The organism is Streptosporangiales bacterium, from assembly GCA_009379955.1.
Lineage (GTDB): Bacteria > Actinomycetota > Actinomycetes > Streptosporangiales > WHST01 > WHST01.
Window position 1 is genome coordinate 23,722 of record WHST01000050.1, and the last position, 18,374, is coordinate 42,095.

Annotated in this window: 18 protein-coding genes; 11 read left to right on the forward strand and 7 right to left on the reverse strand. The window is 70.3% G+C overall.

All coding sequences use genetic code 11. The features are described 5' to 3' along the window. Window positions 1–94: 94 nt before the first annotated feature. The gene (locus tag GEV10_16180) at window positions 95–1,501 is read left to right on the forward strand and encodes an aminotransferase class I/II-fold pyridoxal phosphate-dependent enzyme (GenBank protein MQA79995.1); all 1,407 of its coding nucleotides are present in this window, start codon (window positions 95–97) and stop codon (window positions 1,499–1,501) included. 96 nt (window positions 1,502–1,597) lie between these two features. Next, window positions 1,598–2,095 (forward strand): hypothetical protein, encoded by a 498-nt coding sequence (locus tag GEV10_16185; protein MQA79996.1) that lies wholly within the window; start codon window positions 1,598–1,600, stop codon window positions 2,093–2,095. 67 nt (window positions 2,096–2,162) lie between these two features. Here GEV10_16185 and GEV10_16190 read toward each other — a convergent pair whose 3' ends face one another. Then, complete coding sequence (locus tag GEV10_16190) at window positions 2,163–3,113, reverse strand: helix-turn-helix domain-containing protein (GenBank protein ID MQA79997.1); 951 nt, start codon at window positions 3,111–3,113, stop codon at window positions 2,163–2,165. A 227-nt stretch (window positions 3,114–3,340) separates the two neighbouring features. Here GEV10_16190 and GEV10_16195 point away from each other — a divergent pair, with 227 nt between their 5' ends. Together GEV10_16195 and GEV10_16200 are read left to right on the forward strand one after the other, a co-directional pair. Next, complete coding sequence (locus GEV10_16195; GenBank protein MQA79998.1) at window positions 3,341–5,110, forward strand: ATP-binding cassette domain-containing protein; 1,770 nt, start codon at window positions 3,341–3,343, stop codon at window positions 5,108–5,110. Window positions 5,111–5,497: 387 nt separating this feature from the next. Continuing rightward, on the forward strand, window positions 5,498–6,835 hold the full coding sequence (locus tag GEV10_16200; protein ID MQA79999.1) for an ATP-binding cassette domain-containing protein: 1,338 nt from the start codon (window positions 5,498–5,500) through the stop codon (window positions 6,833–6,835). A 34-nt stretch (window positions 6,836–6,869) separates the two neighbouring features. On the opposite strand, the gene GEV10_16205 is transcribed toward GEV10_16200, so the two are convergent. The 4 genes from GEV10_16205 to GEV10_16220 all read right to left on the reverse strand — a co-directional run bounded on the left by GEV10_16205 (window position 6,870) and on the right by GEV10_16220 (window position 11,591). Then, window positions 6,870–8,255, reverse strand: coding sequence for a hypothetical protein (locus GEV10_16205; protein MQA80000.1), 1,386 nt, complete (start codon window positions 8,253–8,255; stop codon window positions 6,870–6,872). Continuing rightward, window positions 8,237–8,611 (reverse strand): PadR family transcriptional regulator, encoded by a 375-nt coding sequence (locus GEV10_16210; protein MQA80001.1) that lies wholly within the window; start codon window positions 8,609–8,611, stop codon window positions 8,237–8,239. The genes GEV10_16205 and GEV10_16210 overlap by 19 nt, the downstream gene beginning before the upstream one ends. Before the next feature lie 56 nt (window positions 8,612–8,667). Next, complete coding sequence (locus GEV10_16215) at window positions 8,668–9,849, reverse strand: DUF418 domain-containing protein (GenBank protein ID MQA80002.1); 1,182 nt, start codon at window positions 9,847–9,849, stop codon at window positions 8,668–8,670. Between the two features lie 95 nt (window positions 9,850–9,944). After that, window positions 9,945–11,591, reverse strand: coding sequence for a hypothetical protein (locus GEV10_16220; GenBank protein MQA80003.1), 1,647 nt, complete (start codon window positions 11,589–11,591; stop codon window positions 9,945–9,947). A 237-nt stretch (window positions 11,592–11,828) separates the two neighbouring features. Here GEV10_16220 and GEV10_16225 point away from each other — a divergent pair, with 237 nt between their 5' ends. After that, window positions 11,829–13,148, forward strand: coding sequence for an amino acid permease (locus tag GEV10_16225; protein MQA80004.1), 1,320 nt, complete (start codon window positions 11,829–11,831; stop codon window positions 13,146–13,148). A 16-nt stretch (window positions 13,149–13,164) separates the two neighbouring features. On the opposite strand, the gene GEV10_16230 is transcribed toward GEV10_16225, so the two are convergent. Then, on the reverse strand, window positions 13,165–13,887 hold the full coding sequence (locus GEV10_16230) for a ZIP family zinc transporter (GenBank protein ID MQA80005.1): 723 nt from the start codon (window positions 13,885–13,887) through the stop codon (window positions 13,165–13,167). A gap of 118 nt (window positions 13,888–14,005) precedes the next feature. Between GEV10_16230 and GEV10_16235 the strand changes: the two genes are divergently transcribed. Further along, window positions 14,006–14,395, forward strand: a complete 390-nt coding sequence (locus tag GEV10_16235; GenBank protein ID MQA80006.1) for a VOC family protein — start codon at window positions 14,006–14,008, stop codon at window positions 14,393–14,395. A gap of 1 nt (window position 14,396) precedes the next feature. Here GEV10_16235 and GEV10_16240 read toward each other — a convergent pair whose 3' ends face one another. Continuing rightward, on the reverse strand, window positions 14,397–15,314 hold the full coding sequence (locus GEV10_16240) for an alpha/beta fold hydrolase (GenBank protein ID MQA80007.1): 918 nt from the start codon (window positions 15,312–15,314) through the stop codon (window positions 14,397–14,399). Window positions 15,315–15,426: 112 nt separating this feature from the next. Between GEV10_16240 and GEV10_16245 the strand changes: the two genes are divergently transcribed. The 5 genes from GEV10_16245 to GEV10_16265 all read left to right on the forward strand — a co-directional run bounded on the left by GEV10_16245 (window position 15,427) and on the right by GEV10_16265 (window position 18,240). After that, on the forward strand, window positions 15,427–15,720 hold the full coding sequence (locus GEV10_16245) for an antibiotic biosynthesis monooxygenase (GenBank protein MQA80008.1): 294 nt from the start codon (window positions 15,427–15,429) through the stop codon (window positions 15,718–15,720). Window positions 15,721–15,725: 5 nt separating this feature from the next. Continuing rightward, window positions 15,726–16,508, forward strand: a complete 783-nt coding sequence (locus tag GEV10_16250) for an isocitrate lyase/phosphoenolpyruvate mutase family protein (protein ID MQA80009.1) — start codon at window positions 15,726–15,728, stop codon at window positions 16,506–16,508. Between the two features lie 75 nt (window positions 16,509–16,583). Further along, window positions 16,584–17,120, forward strand: a complete 537-nt coding sequence (locus GEV10_16255) for a methylated-DNA--[protein]-cysteine S-methyltransferase (protein MQA80010.1) — start codon at window positions 16,584–16,586, stop codon at window positions 17,118–17,120. Continuing rightward, window positions 17,117–17,851: a proline hydroxylase gene (locus GEV10_16260; GenBank protein ID MQA80011.1), complete on the forward strand. Its 735-nt coding sequence runs from the start codon at window positions 17,117–17,119 to the stop codon at window positions 17,849–17,851. The genes GEV10_16255 and GEV10_16260 overlap by 4 nt, the downstream gene beginning before the upstream one ends. 23 nt (window positions 17,852–17,874) lie before the next feature. After that, the gene (locus GEV10_16265; GenBank protein ID MQA80012.1) at window positions 17,875–18,240 is read left to right on the forward strand and encodes a DUF488 family protein; all 366 of its coding nucleotides are present in this window, start codon (window positions 17,875–17,877) and stop codon (window positions 18,238–18,240) included. The last annotated feature ends 134 nt before the right edge of the window (window positions 18,241–18,374 follow it).

An 18,374-nucleotide genomic window follows, 5' to 3' on the forward strand; every position in this document is an offset into this window, starting at 1 on the left:
GTCCGTATGGGAGAGGAGGACTTTCGTCACCGGCGCCACGCACACCACCGACGGCGGGTTCACCGCGAGCCGACCTGTTGACGAGGATGCCGGCATGGATCTGCATATGCATCTGGGTGAGGAGGGCGGGCTGGCCGAGCAGATCTACACACAGCTGCACGAGCGAATCAGCACCGGCGCCTTGCCCGCAGGAACGGTGCTGCCGTCCTCCCGCGAGCTCGCCGCGCGGCTGTCGGTGTCGCGGGCGACGGTGGTAACGGCCTACGAGCGGCTCGCCGCGCACGGGTTGATCCGCCCGCGCGCCGGGATCGGATCGTTCGTCACAGGGCGACGCGCGGCCGCGGCGGCCGTGCCGGCCGCATCCCCGCTGCGGCCACGGGCGATCTGGCGCGCCGAGCATCTCGCCGTTCCGGATCTCACCGTGCCGGCCACCGAGTTCAACTTCGCGCCCGGCGTCCCCGCGCGCACCCGGTTCCCGTTCGCACGGTGGCGAGCGCTGCTCAATGACCAGGTGCGCACCCGCACCGAGGTCAACTACGGCGACCCGGCGGGCTCGGCCCGGCTACGTCACGCGCTCGCACGGCATCTCGTCGTGAGTCGCGGTGTCCGAACCGCGCCCGAGCAGCTGGTGATCACGACGGGAGCGCAGCAGGCGTTCGACATCGCCGCGCGCGTTCTGCTCGAACCGGGCGACACGGTGGCAGTCGAGGATCCCGGTTACCTGCCGGCCTACCGTGCGTTCCTCGCGTACGGAGCCCGCGTCGTCGGCGTGCCCGTCGACGGCGAGGGCCTGGTTGTCGACCAGCTTCCGGCCGGGACGCGGATGGTGTACGTGACGCCGTCGCACCAGTTCCCGCTCGGCATGCCGATGTCCGAGTCGCGCCGCACCGCGCTGCTCGCGTGGGCCGCCCGGCACGACGCGGCGATCGTCGAGGACGACTACGACTCCGAGTACCGCTTCACCGGACGTCCGCTCACGCCGCTGCAGGCGACCGACAGGGAGGGTCGCGTCCTGTACGTCGGCTCCTTCTCCAAGACGCTGCTGCCGGCGCTGCGGGTCGGGTTCCTCGGCGTCCCGGCGACGCTGGGTGAAGCCGCGCGCCGCGCGAAGTTCGTCGCCGACTACGGCACAGCCGGGCACGTGCAGGCCGCGCTCGCCGCCTTCATCGAGGAGGGCGACTTTGCTCGCTACATCCGGCGGATGCGGCGCTCGTACGAGCGTCGGCACCACCTGCTGGTCGGCACCCTGCGTGAGCTTTTCGCCGGCCTCCTCGAACCGATCGAGTCCAGCGGCGGGACGCACATGGCCGCACTGCTCACGCCCGGACAACCGCATGACGCGACACTCGCCGCGCACGCGCTCGCGGAGGGAGTGAACCTCGGGACGATCTCGCGCTGGGGTATCGAGCGTCCAGGTCCGAACGGGTTCGTGTTCGGCTACGGCGCCATCTCGACCGACCGGATCCCGGACGGACTCGCCGCGCTGCGTCGCGTTATCTGATCGAGATTGGACTGGCGCAGATCACCTCGAATCGGCGCCGCCACCGGGCCGGCACCGTTCCTAGGCTGCCGCGGACACCCCTCGACAGGAGGCTCGATGAGATCCCTGCGCATCACCGCGATCGCCGTCGCCTGTGCCGGCGTCGTCGTCGCCGGCCCGTCCCAGGCCTACGCGCACCCCCGCTGCCAGCCCATCGACGCGACGATCTACGACAAGGTCGTCTCGGAGGGCTGCCCGCCCCCGAACGAGGCCTGCGTGGTGGGCACCGTCCGCGGTAAGCACGGATTCAAGGGGACGACCGTGTTCGTGCTCGGCTCCCGTGCCGATCCGCCGTCGACGTCACCCGGCTACCGCGCGGTCAGCGGGACGATCACCTACACGTTCAAGGACGGGTCGACGCTCACGGCGCTCGAGACGAGCATCGGCAATGTCGACACCGCCACCGGCCTCGGCCACGCCGGCGGAACCCAGGAGTTCACCGGCGGCGTCGGCCGCTACGTTGGCGCGACCGGGTTCACGTACCTCGATCAGCACTTCGAGGTCGACCACTTCGTCACCCAGATCCGGGGCGAGGTCTGCGGCGCGGAGAGTTAGGCTCCGCGTCATCGGCCGGTCAGCACGCTGTCGTCAGTCCGCCACGGTTGCGTTGACGGCTCAGGTCCTATACGTGGGCAGCACGGAACCGGTCGCGGTAGTCGGAGGGGGCGATGCCGACAAGACGGTGGAAGGTGCGGCGGAGGGTCTCGGCCGTGCCGAAGCCGTAGCGACGGGCGATGCTGTCCACCGGGTCGTTGCGTTCGGCGAGTGCCCGTTGTGCGGCTTCGATGCGGACTCTCTCGAGGTAGGCGGCGGGGGACATGCCGATCTCTTGGGTGAACCGGCGTTGGAGGTGGCGTGGGCTCAACCCTGCCACTGTCGCCAGTTCGGGGATGCTGTGGCGGTGGCCGGGGTTGGAGTGGATCGCTTCGATTACCTTGCGAAGTACGTCTGTCTCCGGTTGCGCCGACCAGAGCGGGATGCTGAACTGTGACTGGCTCCCGGGCCGGCGCAGGTACAGCACCAGCTCCCTTGCGACACCGAGCGCGGCCTCCCACCCAAGGTCGGCCTCGACGAGGGCGAGCGCGAGGTCCATCCCAGCCGTCACGCCGGCTGAGGTCCAGAACCGTTCATCCCGAACGAAGATCGGCTCGCGGTCGACCTTGATCGACGGGTACTCGCGGGCGAGTCGGTCGGCGTCCCTCCAATGGGTGGCCACCCGCCGTCCGTCCAGCACCCCGGCCTCGGCGAGCAGGAACGCCCCGCTGCACACCGATGTCGCCCGCCGGGCGGAACCGGCTGCCGCGCCGACCCAGTCCACGAGCTCCCGGTTGGTTCGGGCCGCGAAGATGCCGTCCCCGCCGGCCACGACCAACGTGTCGATGTCTTTCGGATCCACCTCGCCGATGCTGTGGTCGGCATGAACCCTGAAGCCGCGGCTGGACCGGGTCCCCTCGGCGTGCGCCGCCACGATCCGACACTGGTAGCCGGCCATGGCGAACACCTCGTACGGTCCAGCCAGGTCGAGCGTCTGGTAGTCGTCGAAGATCACGAACGTGACAGTGCCGGGTTCCATGACACTCACCTTGCCGCCGATCGCGCCGCGTCGTCTACGACAGATTACCCACAGATTGCGACATCAACGGCCCCGTCGTCGGCGGTGATCCTCGATGACGCGCGACAGGAGCACCCCTGAACCGCCCAGGCTGGGCATGGTCGGGCTGGGGTTCGGCGGGTCGCGTGGCGTGATTTGTGGGTTGGCTGTCGTGGACGCCGACAGCGTCTGGTCCGCAGGGTTGACGCATGTCCCACGGAGGCGTCCTCCTTCGAGATCGACCGCCGTCGCGGCGGCGGCTGATCGCGATGCTGGCGCGAGGTCGGTGGCCGCAGCTGGCCGGGCTGGGCATGTTGCTGCTCGCCGGTTCCGTGCTGCCGCTTGCCGGACCGCAGCTGCTTCGCTTGTTCATCGATCAGGTGGTGCTTGGTCGGCCGTTGTCGGCGCTGGCCGTGATCGCCGGCGCGTTCCTCGCGGTCTCGTTCGCCAACCACCTCCTCACCGTCGCGGTCGGATACGCGACCACTCGCCATGCCTGGGTCGCGACGAACGCGCTGCGGGAGGACGTGGCACGTCATGCGCTCGGGCTGGACCTGTCCTTCCACGAGGGGCATTCGCCCGGGCAGATGATCGAGCGGGTCGACGGCGACGTGTCCGCACTGTCGTCGTTCGTGTCGTCGTTCGTCGTCCAGGTCGTCGGGAGCACGCTGACGCTGCTCGGTGTGCTCGTCGTGGTCTTCGTCGAGGACTGGCGCATCGGGCTCGGCGCGGTCGGATTCGTGGTCGTGTCCGCGGCGACGCTCGCGCGCCTGGGCAACTTCGCCGTCCCGCTCGCGACCGAGCGGCGAAGGGCGTCGGCCAGGCTCTTCGGCGAGATCGAGGAGCGGCTGCACGGCGCGGAGGATCTTCGCGCGAACGGGGGAGGCGCCTATGCCGTGAGAGGGTTCCAGCGCACGCTGGCGTCCTTCATCCGGGCATCGATGCGTGCCTCGATCGCGACCCGGACGATGTGGGTCGCCACGACCGGGGTCTTCGCCGTCGGCGGGGTGCTGGCCCTGCTGGCCGGGACGCTCATGTTCCAGGCTGGTGTGGTCAGCCTCGGCACCGTCTACCTGTTGTTCCGCTACACCAGCCTGCTTCAGGAGCCGCTGGAACAGATCTCCGAACACCAACGGGCCGCCCAAGAGGCGATCGCCGGCTTCGCGCGCATCCAGCAGCTGCTCGACGAGGAACCGTCGATCCGTGACACCGGAAGCGTCGCTCTGCCCGCTGGCCCGCTCCCTGTCGAGTTGGACGGCGTGCACTTCGCCTATGCCAACGGGGCGGAGGTTCTGCACGGCATCGACGTGCGCCTGCGGCCGGGCACCGTGCTCGGCCTGGTCGGCCGTACCGGCAGCGGCAAGACCACGATCAGCCGGCTCCTGGTGCGGCTGCTCGATCCGACCGCGGGGGGTTTGCGGATCGGGGACGTCGACGTTCGCGAGGTGGGTCTGGCCGAGCTCCGACGGCACGTTGCGCTCGTGACTCAGGACGTGCAGCTGTTCGAGGCGGACCTGCGGGACAACCTCACGTTGTTCGGCGCGCACCCCGCGGACGACGGCAGGCTCGTGGAGGTGCTCGACAGCCTCGGTCTCGGCGCCTGGTACCGCGCCCTGCCGGACGGGCTCGACACGTTGCTCGGTCCCGGTGGCGCCGGCGTCTCGGCCGGGGAAGCGCAGCTGGTCGCCTTCGCCCGGGTGTTCCTGCGCGACCCGGGTCTGGTGATCCTGGACGAAGCCACCTCACGGCTCGACCCGGTGAGCGAGGAACGGCTCGAGCACGCGATCGACAGACTCCTCGCCGGCCGGACCGCGATCCTGATCGCACACCGGCTCAGCACGCTGGAGCGGGTCGACGAGATCGCGGTCATGGAGCGGGGCCGGATAGTCGAGCGGGGCCGCCGCCGTGACCTCGCCGACGACGCGAGCAGTCGTTTCGCCGGGCTGCTCACCACGGCGTCGGACGGGGTGCTCCGATGAACGTGCGACAGTCGTCGACGTGGCGAATGGCTGGACGCCTCGCCCGCTACCGACCCGGCTTGTTCGCCCTGTGCGTCCTTCAGGTGGTCGCGTGGAACGGCTCGACACTGCTGATCGGCTGGCTGCTCCAGCTGCTCCTGGACGCCCTGAGCGGCGAGGCCGCGGTCGGGTTCGGCGTGTACGAGATCCTCGCGGTGCTGGTGGCAGCCGAGGTCACCAACCTCGCCGTCGTCTGGGCCGGCGTGGTCCGGACTCGCTGCTGGGAGTACATGCGCGGCCTGGTGCGGCTCAACCTGCTGCGTGCTCAGCTGCGCAGCGGTGGGCCCGAGGCCGGAGTGCCGGCCGGCTCTCCTGGCGAAGCGGTGAGCCGGTTCCGAGACGACGTCGATGACTTCCTCGGCTTCGTCGAGACCGGGTTGCACACTGCGGGAAAGGTCGCACTGCTCGATGGTCATCATGGTCTCGATCGAGCCGGTCATCGCGATCGCGGTCGTGCTTCCCCTGCTCGCGGTCGTCGTCGCCACCAGGCTTGTCACCGGGCGGATCCGCGAGAACCGCGCGACCTTCCGGCGCGCCTCGGCAGCGGTGACGAGCCTGCTCGGTGAGATGTTCGGCGCGATCGTCGCAGTCAAGTCCGCTCAAGCGGGCTCGGGCATCCTGGAGCGACTGGCGCGGTCCAACGAAAGCCGTCGTCGTGCCGGGCTGCGGGACGAACTCCTCACGCGCCTGCTGGGCACGTTCAACCGCGCCACCATGGACATGAGCGTCGGAATCGTCCTGCTGCTCGCGGTGCCGGCCATGCACGGCGGCGACTTCACCGTCGGCGAGCTCGCGTTGTTCGTCACCTACGTGGGCAGGCTCGTCTGGCTCCCGGTCTACGGCGGTCGGCTGCTCGCCAAGCAGCGACAGGCCGCTGTGGCGGTCGAGCGCATGGCGGCACTGCTCCCGCAGACCTCGCCGACCACCCTGGTAGCTCACCGACCCATTGGCGTCCCGGAGTCGCCGGCACCCATCGAGCGTCTCGAGAAGCGGGCCATGGAGTGCCTGACCGTGTCCGGCCTCACCGCCACGCATCCGAACTCGGGACGAGGTATCCACGACGTAAGCCTTGTCCTGGAACGCGGAACGTTCACCGTCGTCACGGGACCGGCAGGAGCAGGCAAGACCACCTTGCTCCGCGCGATCCTTGGGCTGTTGCCCGCGCATGCCGGGATGCTGTCATGGAACGGCGTCGCCGTGGACGACGCTGCGGAGTTCCTCGTCCCGCCGCGATCGGCGTTCGTGCCCCAGGTGCCGCGGCTGTTCAGTGAGTCGCTGCGCGACAACCTGACACTTGGTGTCCACGATCCGACCGAGCTGACACAGGCAACACGAACGGCCGTGCTCGACCAGGACATCGCAGCGATGCCGGACGGCCTGGACACCGAGGTCGGCGCACGTGGTGTACGCCTGTCCGGCGGCCAGGCGCAGCGGGCGGCGATCGCGCGGGCACTGGTCCCGCTCTCGGAACTACTCGTCCTCGACGACGTCTCCAGTGCGCTCGACGTGGAGACCGAACGCCGCCTGTGGGACCAGCTGCAGGCCCGCGTCGACCAGACGCTGCTGGTGGTCTCCAACAGGCCCGCGACCATCGCGCGCGCCGACCAGGTCGTCCGCCTGGACCATGGCTGGGTCCAGCCTCGCTCGCTCGTCCTGCACGCGGCGGCGGACGGTGACGCGGCCTGAGCACGCACTCGTCCCGCATGGCGCCGGATCCGGCTCAGGCGAAGTCGAACACGAGCGGGAAGGCGAGGACGACTGTCCAGGCCCAGACGGCGTACACGATCAGGTAACGGGTCTGCCAGCGTTCCAGGCGGGCGAAGGGCATGCGGCCACGGACGAAGCCGAGGAACAGCCACGCCGACCACGCCAGGTTGGTGAGCAGGATGACGTTCTCGCCCAGGGCCGCGGTCTTGTTGGCGCTGAAGCCCCATTCGGTGATCCGGCCGGTGATCGCCAGCAGCACCATGACGTCGATGACCAAGGCGCTGACGACGAGCACGAGCTGCAGGCGGTCGAAGTGACCGGCCCGGGCCGTACGGTCACGGGCGGAGATGGCGTACAACAGCAGGCCCAGCACGATGACGAGCAGTAGGTCGAAGAGGATGAGCGCCTCGCGCTCGACGTCGATGCCGTTGTCGGTCAAGACGGTGGCGACCAGGAAGGCCAGCAGCGTGGCCGCGAAGAGCGGCGTGAAGACGCGGGTCAGCACCGGCGCCATGTTCTCGATGACGCTCTGCTTGGCCTCCACCAGCCATGCCGCGACGATGACCGCGGCCACGGCGCCGCACGGCAGCAGCCACGACTGGATGAATCCCTCGGCGTCGAGGCCGATCGCGTCGAAGGTGCCGAACATGAAGGCGGTGAGAACCCCGCCGCCCAGGCCGATGAGGACGAAGTAGATCAGCCACTCCCCGGTGAACCGGATGAAGTCCATCCGCCGCTGCTCGGAACGCCAGTCACCGCCCGTGTAGGCGACGCCGACGACCAGCCACAGTGCGAGCGGGAGGTGGATCGCCGTGAGCAAGAGGCTCTGCGAGCCATCGGCCAGCGGATACGCGTTCGCGGCGACCGCGCCGAGAACGAACAGCGACGCGAGCACCGCGATGACGCGAAGACGGACCCGGCGTTGCCAGGCGAAGTAGGCGGCCAGCGCCGGCAGCGCGAAGAGGCTGGCGTTGCGTACGTAGAACACGGCGTCGTCGTCACCCGCGATGTCATACCCGAACCACGCCGGCACCTTGATCGCGAGTGCCGCGACGGCCGCACACAGCACCATGACAGGCAGATCGCGGCGGGAACGGGCGGCGGGCGCGTCCGGCTCCCCGGGCAGCACGAGCTGCTTCCACAGCCGCTCGTAATGCTCGCGGGCGAACTCCCGCGACAGCTCGTCGAGGCTGCCCATGCGTTTGACGGCGATGAGGAACGCCTCGTCGGCTCGCAGGCCCGCCTCGGTCAGCTCGGTGATCCGGTTGCGAAGGTGGTCCTCCAGCTCCTCGGCATCGGTGTGGTGCAGCTCCCGGCGGCGGTGCATGTAGGCCCGCCACTCGGCGATCTGGCTCTCCAGATCGTTGTCGCTGCCGACGGTCACCGTCCCGCCTCCCAGGCCGGTGTCGTGATCGGCTTGATGGACTGTGACGACCTCCAGACGCCCCGCAGGGCGTCGACGACCGCGGCCCACTGGCGGCGCTGTTCGACGAGCTCGGCCAGGCCCTGGTCGGTGATGCTGTAGTACTTGCGGCGGCGTCCCCCGGGCGGAGTCTCCCAGGCGGACTCGACGTGACCAAGCCGCTCCAAGCGGTGCAGCAGCGGGTAGAGCAGGCCGTCGGTCCACTCCAGCTGCCCGCCCGACAGCTCGTTGACCTGCTTGAGGATCGCGTAGCCGTAGCTCTCGCCTTCGGTGAGGATCCCCAGCACGAGCGGCGTCGCCGAGGCCGCCACGAGGTCTTTCGTGATGTGCATGCGACCACCTAACCCTAGAACTGCAATGCATGATAGTCCTAGGTATGCCGATCGCGCTATATCAGGTTCCTGACGCGAGTCCTCGAGGTGCGGTCAGGCCGTTGCCGGTAGGTGACACGCCGGATCAGCACCTCGAAGGGTCCGCGACGCCCCGTTCTTCGCATCCAGTCGGCCAGCGCCACGGTGACGAGCCACGTGGTGGCGGCCAGGAGTGCCGTGGTCGTGACGGTCAGGTCGTCCGAGAGATCGAGCAGGAACGGGGTGAAGACGACGGCCCAGACCACTGACTGTGCCAGGTAGCAGGTCATCGACCGCTGACCGACGGCGGCGATCGCGTCGACCAGCGGCCGTCGGCGCGCCTGGAGCCGGGCGGCGATCAGCGACAGCAGGCAGGCGTAGCCGAAGCCGCCCAACGTCCCGGTCGAGTCGTGCAAGGGGCCCAGTAGTTCGAGCGTCTGCTGGCCGGGGGGAGTGACCACGCCGGCGAGCATCAGCGAGATCGGTTGGGCGCCGAGCACGGCGGCGCCGATCCCGACCGACGCCCCGGCGCGCAGCAGCGTCCGGTGTCGCTCCGGCTGTTCCAGGATGCGCCGGCGCCCCGCCCACAACCCGACCACGAACGGGCATACGAAGCCGAGGGGGCCCAAGAAGGCGACGAAGGCCGACGCCTTGGCCCGCGCGACGACCATGGTGCCGACGTCGGGCGGGAGCATCGAGATGTCGGGCGGTTCACTGCTGATGGTCATCGAGCCGTCGCCCGGCAGCGAGCCGAGAACGAAGAACAGGAGGGCTATCAGCAGCAGCCAGTGGTCCTTCCAGCGCACCAACCACACGCCCACGAACAGCAGCAGGCCGTACGCCGTCAGGATGTCGCCCGCGTAGAGCAGCACCGCGTGCAGGACACCCACGAGCACCAGCATCAGGCTGCGTCGCCACAGCAGCCGGCGTACGGCCCGCGGCCCCAACGCGTCGTGTCGGCGCACGATCTGGGCGACGCCGTACCCGAACAGCAGCCCGAACATCGGGAACGCCCGACCGTCGACGAAGGTCGCGATGAGCCACGTAACGGCCGAGTCGAGACTCGAGCCGTCCTGCGGGTAGCCGCCGAGCACCGATCGGCCGGGCAGGAAGTAGTGCGAGTTGGCCAGGGCGATGAACAGCAGCATGAGACCGCGTGCCAGGTCGGGCCCCAGGGCCCGCGCCTCGAGGGTGGTCGGTCGGGGCAGGTTCACCGTCATCGGATCAGTCAAGCGGCATGCAACCGGTGGGTCTATCGGCCGAAGGTCGCCCGGCCGTCAACCTTGGTCGCCGGTACGACAGCAGCCGGGACCTGCTAGAGATCCCCACAGTCGTCGACCGGGGTGGCTCGGATGTCGTTGGAGCCCGCGGCCCTGTCGTCCATCATCAGCGGGATCACCGACGACGGCGCCTGCCACATGGGGACGAACGCCTCGTACGCGGCCTCGCTCGTCGGTTGTGTGCGGACGTCCCACAGCTCGGTCCATACCGCACGGTGCGCCACCTGTGCCTCGGTGAGGAGGTAGCCGCAGGGGACCCGCATGATGTAGTCGCTCGGGAGCGGTGGGTCCGGCGACTCGGAGTTGCCGGTGAAGAAGTACGGGCCCTGCTGGGTGTAGCCCATGTCGATGTTGCGCCGCTTCGCGTTCGCCGCGGCCTCGACCATGCGCTCCTTCTGGAACCCCTGCTGGCGCAGGGTCTCGCCGATCGTGATCCGCTGCACCTCGACCCGTCGCAGCTGCGACGTCTGCGTCGTCTCGCCGGCGAGCACCGACGTGTTGGTCTCCGAGATCACGCCGTTGAGCTCGCGGAACATGGAGGCGTTGGTCAACGTCATGTTCTCGCCCGTGCCCGGGTTGGCGAGGTAGGGCCCGGTGGAGTAGCCGGCGGCCTCGGTCCGCGGCCGCACCAGGTCGTCACCCCAGGCCTCGCCGAACGCGCGCACCTCCTCGTCGATGCCGAGGTGCCGCCCCCAGACCACCTCGAGGTCGGGGCGGTCCTGGCCGCCCATCTCGTGGAGGTCGTGGACGGTCTCGGGCCGGGCGTCGCGCATCACCTCGGCGAGCATCCGGGTCTCCGGCTCCTCCAGTCGCAGGTGGTCGCGGTTGAGGTCGACGCCGTGGGCGTTCTCGCGGGTGTCGGCCATGCTGCCGTCGGGGTTGGCGGACGGCACGACCAGGACGGTGTTGTCGGCGAGGTAGTCGCGTGTCCGCGTGTCGGAGGTCAGGCTCAGGCGGCGCGCCTCCTGAAGGCACGCCTCGCGCCCGGACGGCTCGTCGCCGTGTTGCGAGCAGACGAGCAGCACCGCGTCACCCTCGATGTCGGCGAGCGCCGGCGGCGACGGCGACCCGATCCGCAGCAGGTTGTACGGCAGGCCGTTGACGGACTCGCCGAGGACGGAGACGGCGGCGCGGGGCGACGCGGACTCCAGGTCCGCGATGAACGACTGCTCCTGCTCGAAGTCCGTCCATGCCGTGCCGTCGCTGGACTCGAAGCCGGTCGGCAGGCCGTGGTCCTCGATCGTGACACCGGACCGTACGCGATCGCGCGCCACGACCTGGCCGTCGTCCGCGACGAGGCTGACGCGCACGGTGTAGTCGCCGGGCGACGCCTCCACGGGCGGCTCGGCGACCGCGGTGACCGCACCGGGACGGACCGCCTGGTTCGGCAGCTCGGTGGCGAGCGTCAGCGGGATCCAGCCACCACCGGACCGGCCGACCGGTCGGATGTCGGCCTTCAGCGTGCCGCTCCGCGACGCCTCGACGTCGATGTCGAAGCCCTCCTCCACCTGTGCTGCGGCCGGCCCCGACGTGGTCGGGTACGTGACCGCGAACCTCTCGGCTGCCGGCTCCGCGGCTCCGGCCGCCGAGGCGGGGGCGGTCAGCGAGCCGAGCGTGAGCACTGCGGCGCCGAGGATCGTCAGCGGTCGTCGTCGGGTTGCACGGCTTCCGATGTCACTCATCGTGAGCAGGTCCTTCGTGGTCGTGGCGGCGGGCGGTTCCCGGGTCCCGACACCGTCCGTCACCGAGCGGCACGAACCCGGGTGAGGCACGGGCGCTGCGCCCCTCACGGAACGTCACGATGACTTTGACGATTCTTGACTCAGGTAAAACATTCCTATTACGTCTCTCCTCACTTCCACAAGGACTCCTACGGTGCGGGGTAACAGATGACCCAGGCGAGCGCTCCTGACACCTCGATGGCCCCGGGCGGCGAGACCCGGCTGCGCCGGACCCTGAGTCAGCGGCAGCTCGTCTTCATCTGCCTCGGCAACGTCATCGGTGCGGGGATCTACGGCCTGGTCGGCGACATGGCCGGCCAGGTCGGCGGTGCGATCTGGATCCCGTTCCTGGTGGCACTCGTGCTCGCGGTGCTCACGGTGTTCAGCTACGCGGAGCTGTCGAGCAAGTATCCGCGCGCGGGCGGTGCGGCGACGTACGTCCTGCAGGCGTTCCGCAACCCGTTCCTCACGTTCATGGTCACGTTCGCGATGGTGGCCTCCGCGATCAACTCCGCGTCGACGCTGTCGCTGGCCGCGGGCGGTTACGTGGCCGAGATCCTCCCGATCCCCGCCGTCGTCACCGCCGTCGTGCTGGTCGCCGGGCTCGGCGGCGTCACCATCCTGGGCGTGCGGGGGTCGGCGAGGTCCAACACCGTCCTGACGTTCGTCGAGCTGGGCGGACTCGCGCTCGTGATCGTCGCGGCCATCGCGGCGATCGCGGTCGGCACCGGCACGACGGCGAACCTCACCGACTTCGACGCGACCGGGTCGTCCGCACCCGGAGGCGGTGCGGTGGTGGCGGTGATCGCCGCCACGAGCCTCGCGTTCTTCGCCTTCATCGGGTTCGAGGACGCGGCCAACATGGCCGAGGAGACCAAGGACCCCGCGCGTGCCTGCGCGCGGGCGCTGGTGATCGCCATCCTGGTGGCGGCCGGCGTCTACCTCACGATCTCGGTGCTGACCTCGATCGTCGTCGGTGGCGACGACCTCGCGGGCTCCAACGCTCCGCTGCTCGAGGTGGTGCGTAACAGCCCGCTGGGCGTTCCCGACACACTGTTCACCGCCATCGCCGCCATCGCGGTCGGCAACAGCGTCCTCATCAACCTGATGTCGAGCTCGCGGCTGCTCTACGGCATGGCGGACCAGAAGGTGCTGCACGCCAAGCTGGCGACCGTCCACCCGACCAGGAGGACGCCGTGGGTTGCGTCGCTCGTCGCCATCGGCGCGGCGATGGTCTTCGTCTTCACCGGTGAGGTCGCGGTGCTCGCGACGACGACGGTGACGCTGCTGCTGGCCATCTTCACCCTCGTCAACGTCTCGGTGCTCGTCCTGCGCAGGGAACGCGTCGAGCACAAGCACTTCAAGGCGCCGACCGTGCTGCCGGTGCTCGGCGCGCTCGTCTGCGTCGCGCTGCTCACCCAGCAGGAGCCCGCGGTACTCCTGCGGGCGGGCGTGATGCTCCTGATCGGGGCCGCGCTCTGGGCGGTCAACCACGTCGCGGTGCGCCGACGCCGCTGACGGTGGCGTCCGTACGTCACGCGAGTGCGGTGAGGAGGAACGCGGCGAGGAAGCCGAGGGTGGTGACGAGCCCGACGGCGCGGCCGCCGTTGTCGAACGCCTCGGGTGCCATGGTGTCGGCGAGCATGGTCAGGATCGCGCCGCCGGCGAAGGCGTTGACGAACGCGACGACGCCGCCCGGGGCGGACTCCAGGAGCACGGAGCCGAGCAGCGCGGCGAGACCGCTTGCCAGCGTCACCGCGACCCACAGGCCGAGCACCGGTGCCGCCTTCCAACGACGGGCGCGCAGGCCGACGGTGGCGGCAACCGCCTCGGGCAGGTTCGACAGGAACACCGCGGCCAGGACCGCGAGCCCGACCGTGCCGTTCGTGACCACGGTCAGCCCGAGCACGATCGACTCGGGGACGCCGTCGAGCACGATGCCGAGGACGATGGCGGGCGCGGCGGAGTTCGCCGGGTGTCCCGTGGTGCGCTTGCGGTTGTGGCCGCCCATGCGGTCGATGAGCGTGTCGCCGGCGTAGAACGTCACGGCCCCGCAGAGCAGGCCGAGCCCGACGCCGACGGCCGAGTGCTCGAACGAGTCCTCCACCAGTTCGTACGCCACGGCGCTGGTGAGCACGCCGACGCCGAACCCCATCACGAGTCCGAGCAACCGTCGCGGGATCGTGAGCCACTGCGCCAGCAGCCCGCCCACGATCAGGGACGACGCCGCGAGCGTCCCCCACCAGAACGCCGCCACTCGCTTCCTCCTCCGTTCACGGGAGCCACCGACCACGATCGCCGGAGAACCTAGCCTAGGAGCGATCGGTCGCCGTCGCCCGTGTCGTGGAGGCGGCCCGGACGATGAGGAGCTCAGGATGAAAGACGACGGCACCGTGCTCGTCCGCTACATCGTCGACGACGTCGACGCCGCAGTCGCCTTCTACACCGCACACCTGGGATTCGGCGTGGTGATGCACCCGGCTCCCACCTTCGCCATGTTGTCCCGTGGTGCGCTGCGGCTCGCACTGTCGGAGCCCAGCGGACAGGGTGGCGGCGCACAGGTCATGCCCGACGGCCGGCGACCCGAGCCGGGCGGCTGGAACCGCATCTCGTTGCCCGTCGACGACGTCGAGGCCGACGTCGACCGGCTGCGCGCGGCCGGCGTGCGCTTCCGCAACGACGTCGTCACCGGAGTCGGTGGCAAGCAGGTGCTGTTGGACGACCCCTCCGGCAATCCCGTGGAGCTGTTCCAGTCCACCCGGTGAGTCAGCTGTGCCCGCCGGGCAGGTGGGCGGCGAGCCAGATCGCGACCTGTTCCAGCAACTGCGGGTCGACCGGGCGGCGGTACTGCTTGCGGTAGGTCCGCAGCGAGCCGTGGCCTGACACCCGGCGCAGGACGTGGGTGAGGTCGGGGACGGCGCACGCCTCGACCGGGCCGGGGACGACTCGGGTGATCGTGGCGAGATCGGCGGGATCGACCTGCCGGTCCTTGGTGCCGGTGAGCGCGAGCACCGGCACCCGGATCGCGGCGAGGTCCGGCAGCGGGTCGTGGCCGAGGTACTCGCGGTAGGAGGGCGGCATCCGGATCCCGTAGACGCGGGTCACCCGGCCCGTGCTCGCCTCGATCCGGTCCGCGATCCGACCTGCGGTCTGCCGTGGCGATCTGCCCAGCAGCCGCAGGGCCAGTCGGCCGGGCGGCGGGACCTCGTCCTCGTACCACCGCGAGATCGCCCACGCCAGGACGTCCCGACCAGTCCGCGCGGGACAGCCGAGCAGGACGACCGCGGCGGCGTCGGCGTGTGCGGCCAGCCACGCGGCGTGCAACGCGGCCTCGCTGTAGCCGATCGCGCCCACGGTGCTCACCTCGGGACGCGCGGCCACCGCACGCAGCACCGCCGCGGCGTCGTCGCGTTGCCGGTAGAACCCCATCGCCTCCGGGTCTCCCGGCGTCCGTCCGATGCCACGCCGGTCGAACCGGTAGCACGCGACACCCTGGGCGGCCAGCGCGCCCGCCAGCGCCCGACCCAACGCGGTACGGGCTCTTCGCGAGTCGCCCTCCCGGTCGAGTGTGCCGGGACACAGCAGCACGACGGCCGGGTGCGGCCCTTCGCCCGCCGGAACGCTCAGTGTCCCCGCGACGAGCAGACCGTCGTCCGCGGGCACCGCCAACTCGGTCTCCCGCATCGCCTGCGTGACGTCCCGCCGCATCGCTCCTCCTTCCTGGGTACCGATCATCGGCCTCCGGCCGGCGTCGAGACGGTAGCGTCGACTCCATCCCCCGGAGAGGCCAGCCGAAATGCCCGAGTTGCAAGTGATCGCCCGCTACACGATCTCCGCCGGCAGGGAGGCGGAGGTTCTGGCGCTGCTGCCGACGATCGCCGCGGCCGCCCGCACCGAGCCGGGATGCCGCGCCTTCGACGCCTTCCGTCAGCTCGACGACGACCGCAGGATCGTCCTGCTCGAGCGGTACGTGTCGGGCGACGCCTTCGACGCGCACCGCGAGACGACGCACTTCAAGGAGCTCGTCCTCGACCAACTCGTCCCGTTGCTGGACAGTCGCGTCATCGAGGTCTACGACGTCGCGGAGTAGTCGGCATGACGTTTCGTGAGCTCCACGACGGAGAGCTGCCGCTGCTGCTGCCCAACGCCTGGGACGTCGCGTCGGCGCTCGCGTTCCTCGACGCCGGGTTCCCCGCGATCGGCACGACCAGCTTCGGCGTTGCCGCGAGCGGTGGCCACCCTGACGGTGGCCGGTCGACCGGGGGCGCGACCCGCGACCTCGCCCGGCTGCTCTCGGCCCTGCCCTGCTACGTCTCGGTGGACGTCGAGGACGGTTACGCCGACGATCCCGTGCCGGTGGCGGAGTACGTCGCCGGCCTCGGCGTCGCCGGCGTCAACATCGAGGACAGCACGGCGGAGCGGCTGATCGCCCCGCAGGCGCATGCGGCGAAGATCGCGGCGATCAAGGAGCGCAGCCCCGGCGTGTACGTGAACGCCCGCGTCGACACGTACTGGCTGGGTCACGACGCCACCGTCGCCGCGACGCTCGACCGGGCCAGGGCCTACGTCGACGCCGGTGCCGACGGGATCTTCGTTCCCGGTGCGTCCGACCCGGACGAGCTCGGGCAGCTGACGGCGGGCATCCCGGTTCCGGTCAACGTGCTCGTCGTGCCCGGCCTGTCCCTCACGCAACTCGCGGAGCTCGGCGTGCGGCGGGTGAGCACGGGGTCGTTGCCTTACCGTGCCGCGATCGACGCCGCGGTCGAGGTGGCCGCCAACGTCCGCGACGGCCGGGCCGCGCCGTCGGCGACGCCGTATCCGGACATGCAGGCACGGCTGGTCCGGTTTCACGAGCTCGTCACGCGGCGAGACGCGTAGGCGGCGACCGGCACCTCACGAACCAGGGCTCACGGGCGTCTACGCAGTGAGGCACCAACGTGAGGAGGACCGATCATGGCCACACGGCACACCCGGATCGACACCGAGCTGGGGAGGCTCACGCTCGTCGCCGACGGCGGCAGGCTCACCGGCCTGTACTTCCCGCATCACCGTCGCAAGACCGCCGGAGGCAGCAGGCACTGGTACCGCCCGTTGGACGAGGCGTTCGGATCGTTCGTGGACGCAGAGACCGATCCGCTGTTCGCGGAGGTCGCCGCGGAGCTCGGCGACTACCTCGCCGGCCGGCGCACGTCGTTCGACGTGCCGACCGCGGCCGCCGGTGACGCGTTCCAGCAGCGCGTGTGGGCGCTGCTCGACGAGATCCCCTACGGCACGACCACCACGTACGGCGACCTCGCGGAGCGGCTCGGCGACAGGTCGCTCGCCAGGGACGTCGGGCAGGCCGTCGGACGCAACCCGCTGTGCGTGATCGTGCCCTGCCACCGCGTCGTGGGGAAGGGCGGCACACTCACCGGATACGCCGGTGGGCTCCGGCGGAAGTCGTTCCTCCTCGCGCTCGAGGACGAGGCGGCGGCGAAGGTGATCCGGTGAGCGCGCGGACCACGGTCGGCGACACCTGGCGGGAGCGCGTCGACTCCGGCGACTGGGACGCCATCACCGACGAGGTGAACGAGTACGGGGGAGCGCTCCTCCCGCGCCTGCTGAGCGACGGGGAGGCGCGCGAGATCCGGGGACTGTACGGCGACTCGCGCGACGTGTTCCGCACGACCGTCGACATGGGCCGCCACCGCTTCGGGGAGGGCGAGTACCGGTACTTCAACGCCCCGTACCCGGAACCGATCGAGCGGCTCAAGCAGGCGCTGTACCCGCGCCTGCTCCCGATCGCCAGGGACTGGTGGCGCAGGCTCGGCCGGTCGACCCCGTGGCCGGACACGCTCGACGAGTGGCTCGAGATGTGCCACGAGGCCGGCCAGACCAAGTCGACCGCGATCCTGCTGAAGTACGGCGAGAAGGACTGGAACGCCCTGCACCGTGACCTGTACGGCGACCTCGTGTTCCCGCTGCAGGTGGTCGTCAACCTCAACGAGCCCGGTGTCGACCACACGGGCGGGGAGTTCCTGCTCCTGGAGCAGCGGCCCCGCGCCCAGTCCCGCGGCACCGCTACGTTGCTGCCGTACGGCCACGGCTACGTCTTCACGACGAGGGACCGGCCGGTCGAGTCCAAGCGGGGCTGGTCCGCGGCGCCCGTCCGGCACGGCGTGTCCGCGATCCGCTCCGGCGAGCGGCACACGCTCGCGCTCGTGTTCCACGACGCCGCCTGAGTCCCTCGGGTCATGATGGGTGCGTGACGTTCCAGACCAAGCGTGTCTACGACGACGCCGATCCCGGCGACGGCTACCGGGTCCTCCTCGACCGGATCTGGCCGAGAGGCGTGTCCAGGGAACGTGCCGCGGTCGACCGGTGGCTGAAGGACGTGGCCCCGAGTCACGAGCTGCGGACCTGGTTCGACCATCGCGCCGACCGCTTCGCCGAGTTCTCGGACCGGTACGCGGCGGAGCTCGACGGCAACCCGGCCGTCGACGAGCTGCGGGAGGCCGCGCGCACCCACCCGACCGTGACGCTGCTGTACGGAGCCAGGAGTCCCGAGCTGAACCAGGCCGTCGTCCTGGCCGCGTACCTGTCGCGTGACCCGGATGCCGGAGAGTCCTAGTAGTACTTTGTTATGTCGAGTCTGCGGGGGTGGGTGGGCGTGGCAGGACGGGTTGCAGGCAGAGACGGCAAGCGCCGGTCCAGACGCCGAGTAGGGCCTGGAGTTCGCGGAGGACGGCGTAAAGAGTCAGGCCG